The following is a 17,774-nucleotide window of genomic DNA, read 5'->3' as shown; positions in this document are numbered from 1 at the left end:
AATCCTCAGAAGGTGGAGGTTAAGAAGTCTATCTAGTTTGCCGGGGTTGGCGCGTCATGGCTATGCCGGCTTTTCACAACGCCTGGAAAACACAGGTTTCATCGCGTAAAAATATTGGTTATCCGAATTAATAGTTAATTGACATAACTATATTTGCGGTTTAATTTCGACTCATCTTCAAACCCAGAACAAGAGCGTACCGCCATGAGCAATTACGAAGGCCGTTGGACCACCGTCAAGGTTGAGATCGAAGAAGGCATCGCCTGGGTCATTCTCAATCGTCCGGAAAAACGCAACGCCATGAGCCCGACCCTGAACCGGGAAATGATCGACGTCCTCGAAACCCTCGAGCAGGACCCTGCCGCCGGCGTGCTGGTGCTGACCGGTGCCGGCGAAGCCTGGACCGCCGGCATGGACCTCAAGGAATACTTTCGCGAGGTGGACGCCGGCCCGGAAATCCTCCAGGAAAAAATCCGCCGCGAAGCCTCGCAATGGCAATGGAAACTGCTGCGCATGTACGCCAAGCCGACCATCGCCATGGTCAATGGCTGGTGCTTCGGCGGTGGTTTCAGCCCATTGGTGGCCTGCGACCTGGCGATCTGTGCGGACGAAGCGACCTTCGGCCTTTCGGAAATCAACTGGGGCATCCCGCCGGGCAACCTGGTGAGCAAGGCCATGGCCGACACCGTGGGCCATCGCCAATCGCTGTACTACATCATGACCGGCAAGACCTTTGGCGGGCAGAAAGCCGCCGAAATGGGCCTGGTCAACGAAAGCGTGCCGCTGGCTCAACTGCGCGAAGTGACCATTGAACTGGCGCGCAACCTGCTGGAGAAAAACCCGGTGGTGCTGCGTGCCGCCAAGCATGGCTTCAAGCGCTGCCGCGAATTGACCTGGGAGCAGAACGAGGATTACCTCTACGCCAAGCTCGATCAGTCGCGCCTGCTCGACACCGAAGGCGGTCGCGAGCAGGGCATGAAGCAGTTCCTCGACGACAAGAGCATCAAGCCTGGCCTGCAGGCGTATAAACGCTGAAGGGCGCGGCCGCCTGGCCGCGCCGTTGTACCCTGCTTGAACGTATTCCCGATAAAGACAATAAAGAGGAATCACCATGCTGGACGTGCCCCTGTTGATCGGCGGCCAGTCGTGCCCCGCCCGTGACGGTCGAACCTTCGAGCGCCGCAACCCGGTGACCGGTGAAGTGGTCTCGCGGGTGGCCGCCGCCACCCTGGAAGATGCCGACGCCGCCGTCGCCGCGGCCCACGCCGCGTTCCCCGCGTGGGCGGCGCTGGCGCCCAACGAACGCCGCACCCGCTTGCTCAAGGCTGCCGAGCAATTGCAGGCGCGCAGCGCCGAATTTATCGCCGCCGCCGGCGAAACCGGCGCCATGGCCAACTGGTATGGCTTCAACGTGCGCCTGGCGGCCAATATGCTGCGCGAAGCGGCGTCGATGACCACCCAGATCACCGGTGAAGTGATCCCCTCCGATGTTCCCGGCAGTTTCGCCATGGCCTTGCGTCAGCCCTGCGGCGTGGTGCTGGGCATCGCGCCGTGGAATGCCCCGGTGATCCTCGCCACCCGCGCCATCGCCATGCCGCTGGCCTGCGGCAATACCGTGGTGCTCAAGGCCTCGGAGCTGAGCCCGGCGGTGCACCGCCTGATTGGCCAGGTGTTGCAGGATGCCGGCCTGGGCGATGGCGTGGTCAATGTCATCAGCAATGCCCCGGCGGATGCCGCTGCGATTGTCGAGCGGCTGATCGCCAACCCGGCCGTGCGCCGGGTCAACTTCACCGGCTCGACCCATGTGGGGCGGATTGTCGGCGAGCTCTCGGCGCGTCACCTCAAGCCGGCCTTGCTGGAACTGGGCGGCAAGGCGCCGTTGCTGGTGCTCGACGACGCCGACCTCGACGCGGCGGTGGCAGCGGCGGCCTTTGGCGCCTATTTCAACCAGGGCCAGATTTGCATGTCCACCGAGCGCCTGATTGTCGATGCCAAGGTCGCCGATGCCTTCACCGCCAAGCTCGCGGCCAAGGTCGCGACCCTGCGCGCGGGCGATCCCATGGCGGCGGATTCGGTCCTGGGTTCCCTGGTGGACGCCGGCGCCGGCACGCGCATCAAGGCCCTGATCGACGATGCCCTCGCCAAGGGCGCGCGGCTGGTAGTGGGTGGCCAACTGGACGGCAGCATCCTGCAGCCGACCCTGATCGATGGCGTTACCGAGCATATGCGCCTGTACCGCGAAGAATCTTTCGGCCCGGTGGCGGTGCTGCTGCGCGGTGACGGGGATGAAGCCTTGTTGCGCCTGGCCAACGACTCCGAGTTCGGCCTCTCGGCGGCGATCTTCAGCCGTGACACCGGGCGTGCACTGGCCCTGGCGCAGCGGGTCGAGTCGGGCATTTGCCATATCAACGGCCCGACCGTGCATGACGAGGCGCAGATGCCGTTTGGCGGGGTCAAGTCCAGCGGCTACGGCAGCTTCGGCGGCAAGGCCTCGATCGAGCACTTCACGCAATTGCGCTGGGTGACCTTGCAGAACGGGCCACGGCACTACCCGATCTGAGCAGGCGTCGCGACACAACAATAACAAGGCGGCGTTGATCCGCCTTGCTGGAGGACACCCTTGTGAGTTCCGAATTCAGACCGCAACCCCAGCCCGCACCGCGATACCGCGAGGTCTCCATCGGCCACGCAGCGGTGGCGGTCACTGAAGAACACGGCGTGCTGCATATGCGCTCCCTGGAGCCCCTGGCCGAGTTGCCGACGCGCCTGCTCGATCGTCTGGTGCATTGGGCCCGGGTGCGGCCCGAGCAGACGTTTATCGCCGCACGCCAGGCCGGCGGTGATTGGCGCCGGGTCAGCTACCGCGAGATGCTCGACAGCGTGCGTGCGATTGCCCAGGGCCTGTTGCGTTACGGGTTGTCGGCGGATAAGCCGCTGGCCTTGCTGTCGGGCAACGACATCGAGCATTTGCAGGTCGCCCTCGGCGCGATGTACGCCGGCATTCCCTATTGCCCGGTGTCGCCGGCGTATTCGTTGTTGTCCCAGGATTTCGCCAAGCTGCGGCATGTGTGCGACCTGCTGCAACCGGGCCTGGTGTTCGTCAGCGATGCGGCGGCTTACCAGCGTGCCATCGACGCCGTCCTGCCGGCCGAGACCCCGCTGCTCAGCGTACGCGGCCATGTGCCTGGGCGCACTCAGGCCAGCTTCGCCAGCCTGCTGCAAACGCCGGGCGGCGCCGAGGCCGACGCGGCGTTCCAGGCCACCGGCCCCGACAGCATCGCCAAGTTCCTGTTCACCTCGGGCTCGACCAAGTTGCCCAAGGCGGTGATCACTACGCAGCGCATGCTCTGTGCCAACCAGCAAATGCTGTTGCAGACGTTCCCGGTGTTCGGTGAAGAACCGCCGGTGCTGGTGGACTGGTTGCCGTGGAACCACACCTTCGGTGGCAGCCATAACGTCGGCATCGTGCTCTACAACGGCGGCACGTTTTACCTCGACGATGGCAAGCCGACCGCCCAGGGCTTTGCCGAGACCCTGCGCAACCTCAAGGACATCTCGCCCACGGCCTACCTGACGGTGCCCAAGGGCTGGGAAGAGCTGGTCAACGCCCTGGAACAGGACGCCGAGTTGCGTGAACGCTTTTTTGCGCGGATGAAACTGTTCTTCTTCGCCGCCGCCGGCCTGTCGCAAAGTATCTGGAATCGCCTCGACCGCGTGGCCGAACAGCACTGCGGTGAACGTATCCGCATGATGGCCGGGCTGGGCATGACCGAAGCCGCGCCGTCCTGCACCTTCACCACCGGGCCATTGTCCATGGCCGGCTACATCGGCTTGCCCGCGCCGGGCTGCGAGGTGCGCCTGGTGCCGTTGGACGGCAAGTTCGAAGGGCGCTTTCGCGGGCCGCACATCATGCCGGGGTACTGGCGGGCGCCGGAGCAAACCGCCGAGGTGTTCGACGACCAGGGTTTCTACTGTTCAGGTGACGCGATCAAGCTCGCCGACCCGCACCAGCCGCAATTGGGGCTGATGTTCGACGGGCGGATTGCCGAGGATTTCAAGTTGTCTTCCGGGGTGTTTGTCAGTGTCGGCCCGTTGCGCAATCGCGCCGTGCTCGACGGCGCGCCCTATGTGCAGGACCTGGTGATTGCCGCGCCGGACCGCGAATGCCTGGGCGCCCTGGTATTCCCCCGGCTCTACGAGTGCCGTCGGCTGGCCGGTTTGAGCGCCGACGCCAGCGACGCCGAGGTGCTGGCCAGCGCGCCGGTACGCCAGTGGTTCGGCGACTGGTTGCAGCGCCTCAACCGCGAGGCCACCGGCAATGCCAGTCGCCTGGAATGGATTGCCCTGCTCGACGAGCCGGCGTCCATCGACCGTGGGGAAATCACCGACAAAGGCTCGATCAACCAGCGCGCCGTGCTGCAATGGCGCGCGGCCAGGGTCGAGGCGCTGTATCGCGGTGAAGACCCTGCGATCCTGCGCGCCGGGCCCAAGCCTTGAACAGCGCCGGGCAGTACTCGGCGTTTGCCGATGCGGCGATTTTCGCGGCGGTGCGCACGCCGTGGGTCGACCTTGGCGGTGCACTGTCCCAGGTGTCGCCTATCGATTTGGGAATCAAGGTCGGCCGCGAAGTGCTGGCCCGGGCCGGCATCGACCCCCTGGCGGTGGACAGCGTGCTGGCCGGCTCCATGGCCCAGGCCAGTTTCGATGCCTACTTGCTGCCCCGGCATATCGGCCTGTACAGCGGGGTGGCGCAAGCAGTCCCGGCACTGGGGGTGCAGCGCATCTGCGCCACCGGTTTCGAGCTGCTGCGCCAGGCCGCTGAACAACTACGCGACGAGGTGCAACTGGCGCTGTGCGTGGCCAGTGAATCCATGTCGCGCAACCCGATTGCGGCCTACACCCATCGGGATGGGTTTCGCCTCGGCGGCGAGGTGCAATTCAAGGATTTTCTCTGGGAGGCCCTGTACGACCCGGCCCCCGGCCTGGACATGATCGCCACCGCCGACAATCTTGCGCGCCGTTATGGCCTGAGCCGCAAGGCCGTGGACCGCTACGCCTGCGACAGCCACCAGCGTGCCTTGCAGGCGCAACGTGACGGCGCGTGGGCGGAAGAAATCGTCACGGTCGATAACCAAGTGTTCGAGCTTGAGGGGTACCAGCCCAGGGGCATCAGCCTCGCGCGCCGGGCGAGTGCCGTCAGCGCCGACAGCCACCCACGTCCTACCGACCTTGAAGCCCTGACGCGCTTGCGCGCCGTGCATCCAGGCGGCGTGCAAACCGCCGGCAACAGTTGCGCGGTGGTCGATGGTGCGGCGGCGGCTTTGGTGGGGCGTGCCTCGGCCTGCACGCGCCCGGCCCTGGCGCGGTTGCTGGCCAGCGCGGTGGTCGGTGTGGCCCCCGAGTTCATGGGCATCGGCCCGGCACCGGCGATCCGCCTGCTGCTGCAACGCAGCGGCTTGAACCTTGGCGACATCGGCCGCTTCGAAATCAACGAAGCCCAGGCCGCCCAGGTACTGGCGGTTGCCCATGAACTGGAGCTGGACAGCAGCCGCCTCAACGTCGAGGGCGGCTCCCTTGCCCTGGGGCATCCGTTGGCCGCCACCGGCTTGCGCCTGGTGATGACCCTGGCCCGGCAACTGCGCCAGCACAACCTGCGCTACGGAATTGCCGCGGCGTGTGTGGGCGGCGGGCAGGGCATGGCGTTGCTGATCGAGAACCCTGCCTACCGGGCTTGAAGCGCACGATTCTTTTTTGTCGATGAGGTGTTCCGATGTGGAGCTATGAGGCGCCCCTGGGCGATATGCAATTTGTCCTGGAACACTGGTTGCAGGCGCCCGATACCTGGCAGCGCCACCCGGCTTTCGCGGCCCTGGACCTGCCGCTGGCGCTACAGGTGCTGGAGGAGGCGGCACGCTTCAGTCAGGGCGTGCTGGCGCCGTTGAATAGCAGCGGTGATCGCCAGGGCTGCCGCTGGCAGGCGGGCCGGGTCAGCACCCCGGACGGCTTCGTCGAGGCCTATCGCGCCTATGTCGAGGGGGGCTGGCCGGCGCTGGCGTGTGCCGAGGTACACGGCGGCCAGGGCTTGCCGCAACTGCTCGATGCGGCGCTGCAAGAGATGCTTTACGCCAGCAACCACGCCTGGGCCATGTATACCGGCATCGCCCACGGTGCCTATCTGTGTCTCAAGACCCACGCCGTCCCATGGTTGCAGGCGCGCTACCTGCCCGACATCGTCAGCGGCCAGGCCTTGCCCACCATGTGCCTGACCGAGCCCCAGGCCGGCAGCGATGTCGGCTTGCTGCGCTGTCGCGCGCAGCCCCAGGCGGATGGCAGTTATCGCCTCAGCGGCAGCAAGCTGTTTATCTCCGGCGGCGAGCACGACCTCACGGCGAATATCCTGCACCTGGTGCTGGCGCGCCTGCCCGATGCGCCGCCGGGCAGCCGTGGCATTTCACTGTTCCTGGTGCCCAAGCAGCTGGACGATGGCCGGGCCAATGGCGTGCACTGCGACGGCATCGAACACAAGATGGGCATCAAGGGCAGCGCCACCTGTTCCCTGGTGTTCGACGCCGCCCAGGGCTGGCTGATCGGCGAGCCCAATCGCGGCTTGGCGGCGATGTTCGTGATGATGAATTCGGCGCGCCTGCATGTGGGCCTGCAAGGCCTGGGGCATGTCGAGGCGGCCTGGCAGAACGCTCGCCAGTACGCCGCCGAGCGCTTGCAGATGCGTGCGCCGTCAAGGCCGGAAGAGGTGGTGGCCCAGGCGGCTGACCCGATCCGTTATCACCCGGCCATGCGCCGCGTGTTGCTGGAGCTGCGCACCACCAGCGAGGGCATGCGCGCCATCGGCTATTGGGCGGCGCACCTGCTTGATCAGGCCGAGCATGACCAGGACTCGTCGGCCGCCCGGTTGGCGCCGTTGCTGACGCCCATCATCAAGGCGTTTTTCACCGAACAGGGCTTTCGCCAGGCCAGCCATGGGCTGCAGGTGTTCGGCGGTTACGGCTACGTCACCGAGTTCGCCATCGAGCAAACACTGCGGGACAGCCGCATCGCGATGATCTACGAGGGCAGTAACGAGATCCAGGCCAATGACCTGTTGCTGCGCAAGGTGCTGGGGGATGACGGCCGAGCCTTTGGCCTGCTGCTGGCCGAGTTGCGCGCCGAGGCCGGGCAGGGCGCGCAGTATGAGGAATGCGCAGGCTTTTCCGCTGCGTTGGCCAGCCTGTGCGACGCGTTGGCCAGTGTGGTGCACGCCATTCGTGAACGCGCGCACGAAGACAGTGAATACCCCTATCGGGCGGCGCCGGATTTCCTCCAGCTCTGTGGCGTGGCGTTGCTGGCCTTTGCCTGGGCGCGGGCCGCGCGGGTCTCCAGGGCACTGCGCGAAGACGATCCGCTGCGTGCCGCCAAGCTGCAAAGCGCCGGGTTCTTTTTCGATTACCTGCCCTCGCGACTGGCGCAGCACCTGGGCGCCATAGACGGGGCACGGGCAGCGCTGGCGTTCATCTGACGCGGCCAGGTGCTTGCGGTACTACTTGCGGTACCATGGCGGCTCACGTTTTCTGGAAGTTGCCTGGATGAGTAAACCCGGTCAATTGGTGCTGGTTGCACTGCGCAAGATGATTGCCAGCGGGGAGTTGGCGGCGGGCGAGCGGCTGATGGAGATTCCCACGGCGCAGCTGTTCGGCGTGTCGCGCATGCCGGTGCGCATGGCCTTTCGTACCCTTGAGCAGGAAGGACTGCTGGTGCCGTTTGGCGGGCGTGGCTATCAGGTGCGCTCGGTCAGCCCCAGCGACATCGCCGGCGCCGTCGAAGTGCGCGGCGTCCTGGAAGGCCTGGCGGCACGGCAAGCCGCCGAGCAGGGCTTGTCCACTACGGCGCGTGCGGCGCTGGAGCGCTGCCTGGTGGAAGGCGATCAACTGTTCGAAAAGGGCTACGTGACCGAGGATGACCTTGAGGTCTATCACGACCTGAACATGCGCTTTCACCAGGTCATCGTCGAAGGCAGCCACAACCCGGCGATCGCCGACGCGCTGGCCCGCAATGATCACCTGCCGTTCGCCTCGGTGACCGCGCTGGCGGTAGATCGCGAGGACATGGCCCGCGAGTACCGACGCTTCAACTATGCCCACATGCAGCATCATTCGGTTTTCGATGCCCTGGTCAATCGCCAGGGCGCGCGGGCCGAAGCCATCATGCGCGAGCACGCCAATGCAACGTTGCGCTATGCCGAGATCTTCAGCTCAGCCACCGCCGCCGCGCGCATGAAGGTGATTTTGCCGGCGTCGTGAACCCTGTCAGATATCGAGTACCAGCAGCGGGGTTTTCGAGCGCGAGCAGCAGGGCGTGAACTGGTCATTCAGGGCCTGTTCCTGCTCGGTGAGGAACAGGTCGCGGTGCTCCGGTATGCCCTCCAGCACACGGGTCAGGCAGGTGCCGCAAATCCCTTGTTCGCAGGACACGGCAATCTCGATACCGTGGCTTTCCAGAACCTGGACCACGGTCTTGTCGGCGGGGATTTCAAAGACCTGGCCGCTGCTGCCGAGCTTCACCGAAAAGCCGCCGTCGAGGCTGCTGTCCACCGGGGCCGCGCTGAAGTATTCGCGGTGCAGGCAGTCTTCCTGCCAGCCCTGCACGCGTGCGCTGTCGAGCACATGCTGCATGAACCCGCCGGGGCCGCAGACATACAGGTGCACGTCATCGGCGGGCGCTGCCAGCACTTCGGCGATGTTCAGCGCGGTGTGGGGCTGCTCGTCGAAATGCAGGAACACCCGCGCGGCAAACGGCGACGCCTCGAGCCGCTGCACAAACGCCGCACGCTCGCTGGCACGGGCGCAGTAATGCAGCTCGAAGTCGGCACCCGCATGGGCCAGGCGCTCGGCCATGCACAGGATCGGGGTGATGCCGATGCCACCGGCAAACAGCAGGCTGCGACGCGCGTCGTGGACCAGGGGAAACAGGTTGCGTGGTTCGCTGATGGTCAGGCGGGCGCCCTCGTGAACCTGCTCGTGCAGGCTGCGCGAGCCACCCCGGGAGGCCGGGTCCTTGAGCACGCCGATCAGGTAGCGATGACGTTCTTCGGGGTGATTGCACAGGGAATATTGCCGGATCACCCCATCGGGCAGGTGCACGTCAATATGCGCGCCGGCACTGAAGGCCGGCAGCGGCTGGCCATCGACACTGGCCAGTTCATAGCTGCAAATGTCCTGGGCTTCGTTGTTACGGGATACCACCACCACATCGATCATGTTCAGTCCTCGCAAAGTTGTCGCGCTGTTCAGGCGGTGGTGGTGGCGATCAGTTGCGGTTCGAGGGCGCGTTCCTTGGCAATCAGTCGCTCCAGGATCTTGCGCGATTGCACGCCACCCGCGTCGATATTCAACTTGAGCAGGTTGCGCTGCGGATGGGCCAGCAGGTTCTGTTGCTGGCGTTCGAGCATCTCCAGGTCCTCGCTGAAAATCTTGCCCTGGCCCTCGCGAATGCTTGCGGTCAGTGCCTCATCATGGGGGTTGAAGTTGCGCGCCATGCCCCAGAAGTACCAGATCGAGGTCTCGGTTTGCGGGGTGATGAAGTCGACCACGATGCTCGCAGCCTTGTGTTCGGGGGCGGCGTTATAGCCACCTTTGCCGGCGTGGGCCACGCCGACTTCGATCAATACATGGCTGGGCGGGGTGAAGCGGCAGATCTGCCAGCGGTCCACCGGCACGTCATCGGCAAGGTTATTGCCGCGCAGGGCCATGCGCCAGAACGGCGGGGCCATGATGTTTTCCATGTGCCGGGCGGTGACCACTTCATCGCCGTCCACCGTGGTCACGGGCGGCGCTTCGTCGATTTCCTTCTGGCCGATGCTGGAGGCGTGCACGTAGGTTTCGTGGGTCAGGTCCATCAGGTTGTCGATCATCAGGCGGTAGTCGCACTGGATATCGAACAGCCCGCCGCCATAGGCCCACTGGTCACTCACGGCCCATTCCAGGTGGTGGATCAGCGCCGGGTCGGCCTGGGCCTGATCGCCGGGCCATACCCAGATGAAGCCGTAGCGTTCAACGGCGGCAAAGGTCTTGTTGCAGGGAAAACCACGTACCCGCTGGCCGGGCATTTCCACGGTCTTGCCGTCGCCGCCCATGACCAGGCCGTGGTAGCCGCAGATCAGGTTGCCGTTCTCGACATACCCCAGTGAAAGCGGCGCGCCGCGATGGGGGCAGAAGTCCTCGACCGCCACCACGGCGCCTTCCTGACCACGATAAAACACCATCTTTTCGCCGCAGATCTGTCGACCCAGGGGCTTGTGTGCGATTTCATCGGGGGTGCAGGCGACATACCAGGTGTTCTTGGGGTACATGATGACTCTCCAGGCGGCGGATTGTTTTTATTTAATGGATCCATTAAATGGCTGGCCTGATGGAGAGTCAATCTTTTGTGGTTGCTTTATTGGGCGATTATCGGACGATTGTGTTTCAATGGATCCACTGGTTGGATTCAGTAGCGAATCATCACCGACTTCAACTCGGTGTAGTCCTCGATGAAGGCGCTGCCGAACTCCCGGCCTATCCCCGAGGACTTATTGCCGCCAAACGGCACCGCCGGGTCCAGCATCGTGTGCATGTTCACCCACACCGTGCCGGCCTCGATGGCGGGCACCATGCGCAGGGCTTTGCTGAGGTCGTTGGTCCACAGGCTGGCGCTCAAGCCGTAGGGGGTGTTGTTCATCAAGGCCAGCAGTTCTTCTTCGCTGTCGTACGGTAAGAACGTGGCAATGGGGCCGAAGGTCTCTTCGTTGAGCAGGGTGTCGTTGACGCTGTTGGCGAGGATGATCGTCGGCTCGACGTAACAGCCCGGCCGGTCGATCAGGTTGCCACCGTGAATGATGCGGTTGTTTTCGGCACGGGCCTTGGCGAAGAACTCGCCGAGTTTGAGCTGGTGCTGGCGGTTGGTGACCGGGCCGAATTCGGTGCGCTCGTCCAGAGGCGAGCCGATGTTCAGCGTGCTCAGGCGCTGGGCCAGTTTGCCCATCACCGTTTCGATCTGCGAACGATGCACAAAGAAGCGTTCGGCGGCGGCACAGATTTGCCCGGAGTGCAAAAATCCTGCTTCGATGATGCCGTTGACGGCCTTGTCCAGGTCCACATCGGGCAGGAACCCGGCCGAGTTCTTGCCGCCCAGCTCAAGGGTGGCCCGGGTCAGCCCGGCGCCCATGGCACTCTGGCCCACCGCAATCCCGGTCGGCACGGAGCCGGTGAACGACACCTTGTCGGTACCGGGGTGTTCGATCAGGCCTTTGCCGACGCTGCCGGTGCCGGTCAAGACGTTCAGCGCACCGGCGGGAAGGCCGGCGGCAATCGCCAGTTCGGCGATGCGCAGGATGGTCAGCGGCGTGAACTCGCTGGGCTTGATGATGATGCTGCAACCGGTCACCAGCGCCGAGGCGAGTTTCCAGATGGCGATCATGGTCGAGAAATTCCACGGCACGATGCCGACCACCACTCCGACCGGCTCGCGCAGGGTGAACGCGGTGTAGCGCTCGCCGGCGAAGGAGGGCAACGATGGGGTGATGGTCTGGCCGCTGATCTTGGTGGCCCAGCCGGCGTAGTAACGCAGGAAGTGCGCGGCCTGGTCGACTTCGAAGGCGCGGGAAATCTGGATGATCTTGCCCGACTGGCAGGTTTCGATCTGTGCCAGTTCTTCGCGGTGTTGCTCCAGCAGGTCGGCCAGTTTGAGCAGCACGTTGCCGCGCACCGCTGGTGCGACCTGCGACCACTGCTTGAAGCCGCAGCTCGCGGACGCCACGGCCGCGTCAATGTCGGCCGGGTCGGCGTCGGCGACATCGGCGATGACCTGGCCGGTGGCCGGGTTGATCACCTCCAAGCGCTGGCTGGAGTGGCTCTCGACGTAGCCACCGTCAATGAACAACGTATGGGTTCGACGGAGGAAGGCTTCAACCTGGGGCAGCAGTGGAATATCGCTCATGGGGTTTTTCCTGGTGGCAGAGATTGAAAAGCCCGAGGTTAATCCCAGTGGCCGGAACGGGCTTGACTGTGGCTGCCCAGTGGCATGTCTGTGGCTGCCAGCGCCTGTACACGGCGGATCAGCCTGGGCCTTTGAAAAGTACAATCTTGACTCTGGAAGGTGCATGTCCTGCCAGGAAGGCACGCTCCATACTGGCCCTGCATCCGGCGCCACGCCTTGATTTCTGGCGCTGCCCGGACATCCAATAATAAGCAGGGCCATCCATGAAAAAGCCAAACCCGCTCCTTGAAGACCTCAAGTCCATCCTGCCGACCATCGCCGCCAATGCCTTCGTGGCCGAGCAGGACCGCCAGGTGCCCGCCGAGAATATTGCGCTGCTCAAGAGCATCGGCATGCACCGTGTGTTTCAGCCGAAAGTGTTCGGCGGCATGGAGTTGTCGCTGCCGCAGTTTGCCGACTGCATCGCCTTGCTCGCCGGGGCCTGCGCCAGCACGGCCTGGGCCATGAGCCTGTTGTGTACCCACAGCCATCAATTGGCACTGTTCTCGGCCCAATTGCAGCAGGAGGTCTGGGGCACAGACCCGGATGCCACGGCCAGCAGCAGCATCGCGCCGTTCGGGCGCACCGAGGAAGTCGAGGGCGGCGTGCTGTTCAGCGGGGAAATGGGCTGGAGCAGCGGCTGTGATCACGCCGAGTGGGCGATCGTGGGTTTCCGCCGCAACAACCCCCAGGGCACCCAGGATTACTGCTTCGCGGTGCTGCCGCGCAGTGACTACCAGATCCGCGATGACTGGTTTGCCGCCGGCATGAAGGGCAGCGGCACCAAGACCTTGATCATCGACAAGGCCTGGGTGCCTGAACACCGCATCCAGAAAGCCAAGGACATGATGGAAGGCAAGTCCGCCGGCTTTGGGCTGTACCCCGACAGCAGGATTTTCTACTCACCGTACCGGCCGTATTTTGCCAGTGGCTTTTCCACCGTCAGCCTGGGCGTCGCCGAGCGGATGCTCGAGGTGTTCCGCGAAAAGACCAAGACCCGCGTGCGCGCCTACACCGGCGCGGCGGTCGGTGCCGCAACCCCGGCGTTGATGCGCCTGGCCGAGTCGACGCACCAGGTGGCCGCCGCGCGCGCCTTCCTCGAGAAAACCTGGGACGAACACGCCGAACACAGTGAGCAGCAGCGCTACCCCAGCCGCCAGACCCTGGCGTTCTGGCGCACCAACCAGGCCTACGCGACCAAGATGTGCATCCAGGCGGTAGACCGTCTGTTCGAAGCCGCCGGCGGCAACGCCTGGTTCGAGCACAACGAGATGCAGCGCCTGTTCCGCGACTCGCACATGACCGGCGCCCATGCCTACACCGACTACGACGTCTGTGCACAGATCCTCGGCCGCGAGTTGATGGGCCTGGAGCCCGATCCGAGCATGATCTGAAGCTGCTTTTGAAAACAACAATCAGGGCTGCGCCTGACGCAGCCCGGGAGTCTTGCATGTCTGAATCGACCTTCGACCCACGCGCCTTTCGCCGGGCCCTGGGCAACTTTGCCACGGGCGTGACCGTGGTCACCGCCGCCGACGCCTCCGGCCGCAAGGTGGGCGTTACCGCCAACAGCTTCAACTCGGTGTCCCTGGACCCACCGCTGGTGCTGTGGAGCATCGACAAACGCTCCAGCAGCCACGGGGTGTTCGAGGAGGCCAGCCACTTCGCGGTCAACGTGCTGGCGGCTGACCAGATCGACCTGTCGAACAATTTTGCCCGGCCCAAGGACGACCGCTTCGCCGAGATCGCTTATGCACCGGGGGAGGGCGGGGCGCCGGTGTTCGCCGATTGTGCGGCACGTTTTCACTGCGAGAAATACCAGCAGGTGGATGGCGGCGATCACTGGATCATGATCGGCAAGGTGGTGGCCTTCGACGATTTCGGGCGCTCGCCGCTGCTCTACCACCAGGGCGCCTACTCCATGGTCCTGCCCCACACGCGCATGACCAGGCGCGACGAAAGCCAACCGCCGAGCAGCCACTTCCAGGGGCGCCTGAGCCATAACCTGTATTACCTGATGACCCAGGCGGTTCGCGCCTACCAGTCCAGCTACCAGCCCCGGCAACTGTCCACCGGCCTGCGTACCAACGAGGCGCGGATGCTGATGGTGCTGGAGAACGACGCTCGCCTCAGTACCAGCGACCTGCTGCGTGAAGTGGCGATGCCGGTGCGGGAAATCGACGACGCCGTGGCCAACCTCAAGCGCAAGGGGCTGGTCGATGACGACGAGCACGGCGTGCGCCTGACCGCGGCGGGTATCGAGCAGACCGAAGACCTCTGGGCCATCGCACGGGAGCAGCAGGAGAAGGTGTTCGCCGAGTTCAACCAGGACCAGATCGACACCTTCAAGACGGTGTTGCAACGACTGATCAGCCACTGCTGACTGGCCAAGATCCGATGCCGGCAACGGCATCGGATTTTTTTTGCGTCACGCTCAGCGGGCTTCGGCCAACTCATCAATCAAGCGCAACTGAAACGCCGCCAGCGCCGCGTTCGGTTGCTGCAACTGCACAAACTCCAGCATCGGGTCGCCGACCTGTGTCCTGACGCCCACCAATTCCTCAATGGTCGCCAGCCCGCAAAACGGTACATAGGCTTCGGAGTAGCCGCCTTCGTGCACCAGCACCAGGCGGCCCTGGCACAGGCGTTCGGCTGCTTGGCGTACAAGACGGGTCATGTGCCGGAACGAGTCACTGTGCAACAGCATTCGCGCCAGTGGGTCGACGGCGTTGGCGTCGTAGCCGCAGGCAACAATGATCAATTCCGGCTCGAAGCGCTCCAGCGCCGGAATCACGATACGCTCCATCGCGTGCAGATACGCCTCATGACCGCTGCCGGGGGGCAGCGGGATATTGATATTCGCGCCCAGCCCCGGGCCGCGCCCGCGATCCGCTTCACCGCTGTAACCTGCCGGGAAACAGCCGTCCTGGTGCAGGGAAATTGTCAGCACGTCGCCGCGCTCTTCGAAGATCGATTGGGTGCCGTTGCCGTGGTGCACGTCCCAGTCGATCACCGCGACGTTGCCCAGGCCACGCCGTGCTTTTGCGGCTTCGATGGCGATGGCGATGTTGGCGAGGAAGCAGAAGCCCATGGCGTTGTCGGCGAGGCAGTGGTGGCCGGGTGGACGTGACAGAGAATAGGCATTGTCGACTTCGCCGCACAGCACCGCATCCACTGCCGCCATGGCCAGCCCGACGGAGAGCCTGGCTATTTCATAACTGCCTGGCCCGATGGGCGCGTGGGGCCCCAATTCGCCGCCCCCGGCATCGCTCATCGCCTTGAAGCGTTGCAGGTAGTTGGGCGTGTGCACCCGCAGCAGGTCTTCATCGGTGGCCGCGTTGGCACTGCGCACCTGTAAGTGGCGGGTCAGGCCGGAAACGTCCAGCAGGCTCTTCAAGCGACGCTTGGTTTCCGGTGACTCGGCGTGGCCGGCGGCGGCAGGCGGCTGCACCCACCCGCCCACCGGTAAGGTCAAGGCGTGCAACCCGGCGCTGTGCCAGAGGCTGAGTTCGTCGAAGAAAAATGCACTTTTTCGGCTCATCGTCTTTCCATTTTCGTTGGGGTAAAAGGGCCCGTCAGGCATTCGGGCGGCTGCTCAGCATCAACACCAGGGACAGCACGGTGACGCACGCCCCTGCGATCAGCAGTGATTGGAAGCCGCCGCTGGCTTCGATCATCCGGCCAGCCACGGTCGGGCCGATGGCCAGGCCGCCACCGATCACCAGGTTGGAGGTGTTCATCAATTTTCCGGAGCGGTCGAGGTCGGCCAGGCAAGCCAGGACCAGCGGCAGGATGAAGGTCCAGGTGAACTTGAAAAGCAGCGCCGCCAAGGCAAAACGCAGCATGTCGGGCTGGCCCAGCAGCAACAGCACGGCGCCTGCCATCAACGCGTACCCCAGCAGTAACAGCAACAGGCGTGGCAGACGGTCGCCGATCAGCGAGGTACAACCGGCCCCGACGATGCCCATCACCGTGGCGAGCGCCAGAATCTCGCCACTGGCCTCGGCGGATAGGCCGGCGTGGCTGCTGATGGAACCGATAAAGGTCCAGACACCGCTCAGGCTGACGTAGAAATTCAGCAGGCCCAGAATGCCCAGTGCAGCTTTCCACCGGGAGGCGAGGGCGATGCGCTCGGCGGCTTTTTCAGGCGCCGGGCTGCCCTGGGGAAAGTGCCGTGCCAGGGGCAGAAAGAGCGTCATCAAGGCGGCGAGGATCAGGTAGCAGGCTGACAGCCCGTAGTGCTCGAACAGCCGGGGCAGGATGCTCAGACCGATCGCCCCGACCACCAGTTGCCCCATCACCCATAACCCGTAGACACGCCCGGGATTGGCCGTGGAGGCCGCACTGGACAGGCAGATGATCATCAACGAGCCACCGGCCAGGGCGCTGCAAAAGCGCAGTGCCAGGAGTATCGGGTAGTCGTGGACCAGCATTGAAAGCAGGTTGGCGACGATGAACAGCAACCCGGCCAGCAAGGCGGCGCGGCGCCAGTCGACACGCTTGAGCCACCACAGTGCCGGCAGGGTGGCCAGGCTCATGGCGCCGAGTTCGGTGGAGAACAGGTCCCCGATCTGTGACGGGCTCAACTGCCATTGCGTTGCCAGTTGCGCAGCCACGGCCGGTGCGGTCATGAGAATGGTCGGGGTGATGGCAGCGAACAGCACAATGGCGGCCAGCAATGCCAATGGGGATGAGGCGTGGGCGCGTTCATCGGTCAGCGGTTGGGTCTGGGTGTTCATGGGCAAGCTCCGATGAGGGGATTCAGAACACATGGACCAGGCGCAGCAGCGCGTCGGTACCGTGATAGCCGTTGTCGGTGGCGACGTTCTGCGAGAGGCCGAACATCAACTGGTTCTGTTTATCCAGCCAGTGACCAACCTCGAAGCCCACTTGGGTGTAGCGCTTGTGGGTGTTGTCGATGCGCTGGTCATTGATCCGCAATTCGCCGCCATCGGCGTGGATCAGTCGCAGTGCGCCGTAGGTGCTGGATGTGAAGTCGTAGGAGGCAAAGGCTTGCAGGCGGTACAGCGGGTCCTGTTTCAGGTCGCTGCCGAAGTAGTTGTCGTTCTTGCCGTAGAGCTGGGCTTCGAGGTTGGCTTCCAGCACCCACTTTTCGCCGATGCCCTGGGTGTAGTTGTAGACAAAGGTGGTGCCCCAGCGATTGGCACCGGGAGATACATCGGGATTGTTACCGTGGTATTCGCCCACAGGCAGGGTGATCAGGGTCAGTAGGCCGCTGTAGGTGCGCGAGGCCGGATCGTTGATGAAAAACACCGTGCCGCCGACCTGGGGATCACCGAAACCGCTTTCTGCGCTGCGTTGGCCGGCACCCGGCAGGCGGGCGTTGATGTCGGCGAAAGGCACGATGAACTGTGGGGTACAGAGGGTGCCGCAGAGGTCGGTGAAGAACACTTGGCGGTACGCCACGGCGTTGACCTTCAGGTCGGCCTTGCCGGTGCTGTCGGCCGGGCCGTGGAAATCACTGGCGCGGCTTGCCGGCAGGTACAGCACGCCCAGGCTGGTGCCCGAGGGGGCGCCGAAAAAGTCCCGGGCGTTGAGGTCGGCCGCACTGGCGTGCAGGCTCGACAGGCCGCCGAGCAGGGCCAGTGTGGTGGTGCGGGTGAAGGTGTGGATCATGGGCATGGCATCTCTTCTTTGAGGTGTTGTGTGGCGAACGGCTCGCCCGTGGGTGGCAGAGGGGACAAAAAAAGCGCAAAGGTGTCCCGTGGCCGTCAAAACGACAGCGAAAAAGTCAGCGCGGGTCAGTG

The 17,774-nt window shown here is 64.4% G+C and carries 14 protein-coding genes; 8 read left to right on the top strand and 6 right to left on the bottom strand.

Annotation, left to right across the window (positions count from 1 at the left end; all coding sequences use genetic code 11):
• Positions 1 to 204: 204 nt before the first annotated feature.
• The 6 genes from AC07OT_RS28765 to AC07OT_RS28740 all read left to right on the top strand — a co-directional run bounded on the left by AC07OT_RS28765 (position 205) and on the right by AC07OT_RS28740 (position 8,294).
• The gene (locus tag AC07OT_RS28765; protein WP_010567568.1) at positions 205 to 1,035 is read left to right on the top strand and encodes a p-hydroxycinnamoyl CoA hydratase/lyase; all 831 of its coding nucleotides are present in this window, start codon (positions 205 to 207) and stop codon (positions 1,033 to 1,035) included.
• A gap of 76 nt (positions 1,036 to 1,111) precedes the next feature.
• Complete coding sequence (locus AC07OT_RS28760) at positions 1,112 to 2,560, top strand: aldehyde dehydrogenase (protein WP_115488014.1); 1,449 nt, start codon at positions 1,112 to 1,114, stop codon at positions 2,558 to 2,560.
• A gap of 62 nt (positions 2,561 to 2,622) precedes the next feature.
• Entirely contained in the window at positions 2,623 to 4,497 is a 1,875-nt protein-coding gene (locus AC07OT_RS28755; RefSeq protein WP_495109663.1) for a feruloyl-CoA synthase, read from the top strand.
• Positions 4,494 to 5,735, top strand: a complete 1,242-nt coding sequence (locus tag AC07OT_RS28750) for a thiolase family protein (RefSeq protein ID WP_495109662.1) — start codon at positions 4,494 to 4,496, stop codon at positions 5,733 to 5,735. Before AC07OT_RS28755 ends, AC07OT_RS28750 begins: the two co-directional genes overlap by 4 nt.
• 35 nt (positions 5,736 to 5,770) lie before the next feature.
• Complete coding sequence (locus AC07OT_RS28745) at positions 5,771 to 7,513, top strand: acyl-CoA dehydrogenase (RefSeq protein WP_495109661.1); 1,743 nt, start codon at positions 5,771 to 5,773, stop codon at positions 7,511 to 7,513.
• A 67-nt stretch (positions 7,514 to 7,580) separates the two neighbouring features.
• The gene (locus AC07OT_RS28740) at positions 7,581 to 8,294 is read left to right on the top strand and encodes a GntR family transcriptional regulator (protein ID WP_495109660.1); all 714 of its coding nucleotides are present in this window, start codon (positions 7,581 to 7,583) and stop codon (positions 8,292 to 8,294) included.
• A gap of 6 nt (positions 8,295 to 8,300) precedes the next feature.
• Here AC07OT_RS28740 and AC07OT_RS28735 read toward each other — a convergent pair whose 3' ends face one another.
• The 3 genes from AC07OT_RS28735 to AC07OT_RS28725 form a co-directional block, all read right to left on the bottom strand.
• Positions 8,301 to 9,251 carry a PDR/VanB family oxidoreductase gene (locus AC07OT_RS28735; RefSeq protein ID WP_495101920.1) on the bottom strand — a complete coding sequence of 317 codons (951 nt, stop codon included), beginning with the start codon at positions 9,249 to 9,251 and terminating at the stop codon, positions 8,301 to 8,303.
• 29 nt (positions 9,252 to 9,280) lie between these two features.
• Positions 9,281 to 10,342, bottom strand: coding sequence for a Rieske 2Fe-2S domain-containing protein (locus tag AC07OT_RS28730; protein WP_495101921.1), 1,062 nt, complete (start codon positions 10,340 to 10,342; stop codon positions 9,281 to 9,283).
• Between the two features lie 137 nt (positions 10,343 to 10,479).
• Entirely contained in the window at positions 10,480 to 11,967 is a 1,488-nt protein-coding gene (locus AC07OT_RS28725; protein ID WP_495109659.1) for an aldehyde dehydrogenase family protein, read from the bottom strand.
• 263 nt (positions 11,968 to 12,230) lie between these two features.
• On the opposite strand from AC07OT_RS28725, the gene AC07OT_RS28720 reads away from it, so the two are divergent.
• Entirely contained in the window at positions 12,231 to 13,400 is a 1,170-nt protein-coding gene (locus AC07OT_RS28720; RefSeq protein ID WP_108574567.1) for a p-hydroxyphenylacetate 3-hydroxylase oxygenase component, read from the top strand.
• 56 nt (positions 13,401 to 13,456) lie between these two features.
• Positions 13,457 to 14,389 (top strand): p-hydroxyphenylacetate 3-hydroxylase reductase component, encoded by a 933-nt coding sequence (locus AC07OT_RS28715; protein ID WP_495109658.1) that lies wholly within the window; start codon positions 13,457 to 13,459, stop codon positions 14,387 to 14,389.
• 51 nt (positions 14,390 to 14,440) lie between these two features.
• On the opposite strand, the gene AC07OT_RS28710 is transcribed toward AC07OT_RS28715, so the two are convergent.
• From AC07OT_RS28710 to AC07OT_RS28700, 3 genes are read right to left on the bottom strand one after another with little or no spacing between them, the layout of a single operon-like run.
• Entirely contained in the window at positions 14,441 to 15,547 is a 1,107-nt protein-coding gene (locus AC07OT_RS28710; RefSeq protein WP_495109657.1) for a class II histone deacetylase, read from the bottom strand.
• Positions 15,548 to 15,581: 34 nt separating this feature from the next.
• A complete protein-coding gene (locus tag AC07OT_RS28705) occupies positions 15,582 to 16,745 on the bottom strand; it encodes an MFS transporter (protein ID WP_495109656.1) in 1,164 nt (387 codons plus the stop codon).
• Positions 16,746 to 16,767: 22 nt separating this feature from the next.
• The gene (locus AC07OT_RS28700; protein ID WP_141696544.1) at positions 16,768 to 17,649 is read right to left on the bottom strand and encodes a transporter; all 882 of its coding nucleotides are present in this window, start codon (positions 17,647 to 17,649) and stop codon (positions 16,768 to 16,770) included.
• Between the last annotated feature and the right edge of the window lie 125 nt (positions 17,650 to 17,774).

It is taken from the genome of Pseudomonas sp. GW821-FHT09C10, from assembly GCF_059418085.1.
The sequence above is the reverse complement of the archived record's forward strand: the minus strand, read 5'-3'. Positions and strand labels throughout refer to the sequence as shown.

What these genes read in the sequence shown, in the direction of transcription:
- AC07OT_RS28735 (WP_495101920.1), bottom strand. Translation starts at nt 9,251, where the DNA reads ATGATCGATGTGGTGGTGGTATCCCGTAACAACGAAGCCCAGGACATT.
- AC07OT_RS28705 (WP_495109656.1), bottom strand. Translation starts at nt 16,745, where the DNA reads ATGAACACCCAGACCCAACCGCTGACCGATGAACGCGCCCACGCCTCA.
- AC07OT_RS28760 (WP_115488014.1), top strand. Translation starts at nt 1,112, where the DNA reads ATGCTGGACGTGCCCCTGTTGATCGGCGGCCAGTCGTGCCCCGCCCGT.
- AC07OT_RS28740 (WP_495109660.1), top strand. Translation starts at nt 7,581, where the DNA reads ATGAGTAAACCCGGTCAATTGGTGCTGGTTGCACTGCGCAAGATGATT.
- AC07OT_RS28715 (WP_495109658.1), top strand. Translation starts at nt 13,457, where the DNA reads ATGTCTGAATCGACCTTCGACCCACGCGCCTTTCGCCGGGCCCTGGGC.
- AC07OT_RS28725 (WP_495109659.1), bottom strand. Translation starts at nt 11,967, where the DNA reads ATGAGCGATATTCCACTGCTGCCCCAGGTTGAAGCCTTCCTCCGTCGA.
- AC07OT_RS28765 (WP_010567568.1), top strand. Translation starts at nt 205, where the DNA reads ATGAGCAATTACGAAGGCCGTTGGACCACCGTCAAGGTTGAGATCGAA.
- AC07OT_RS28720 (WP_108574567.1), top strand. Translation starts at nt 12,231, where the DNA reads ATGAAAAAGCCAAACCCGCTCCTTGAAGACCTCAAGTCCATCCTGCCG.
- AC07OT_RS28710 (WP_495109657.1), bottom strand. Translation starts at nt 15,547, where the DNA reads ATGAGCCGAAAAAGTGCATTTTTCTTCGACGAACTCAGCCTCTGGCAC.
- AC07OT_RS28745 (WP_495109661.1), top strand. Translation starts at nt 5,771, where the DNA reads ATGTGGAGCTATGAGGCGCCCCTGGGCGATATGCAATTTGTCCTGGAA.
- AC07OT_RS28730 (WP_495101921.1), bottom strand. Translation starts at nt 10,342, where the DNA reads ATGTACCCCAAGAACACCTGGTATGTCGCCTGCACCCCCGATGAAATC.
- AC07OT_RS28700 (WP_141696544.1), bottom strand. Translation starts at nt 17,649, where the DNA reads ATGCCCATGATCCACACCTTCACCCGCACCACCACACTGGCCCTGCTC.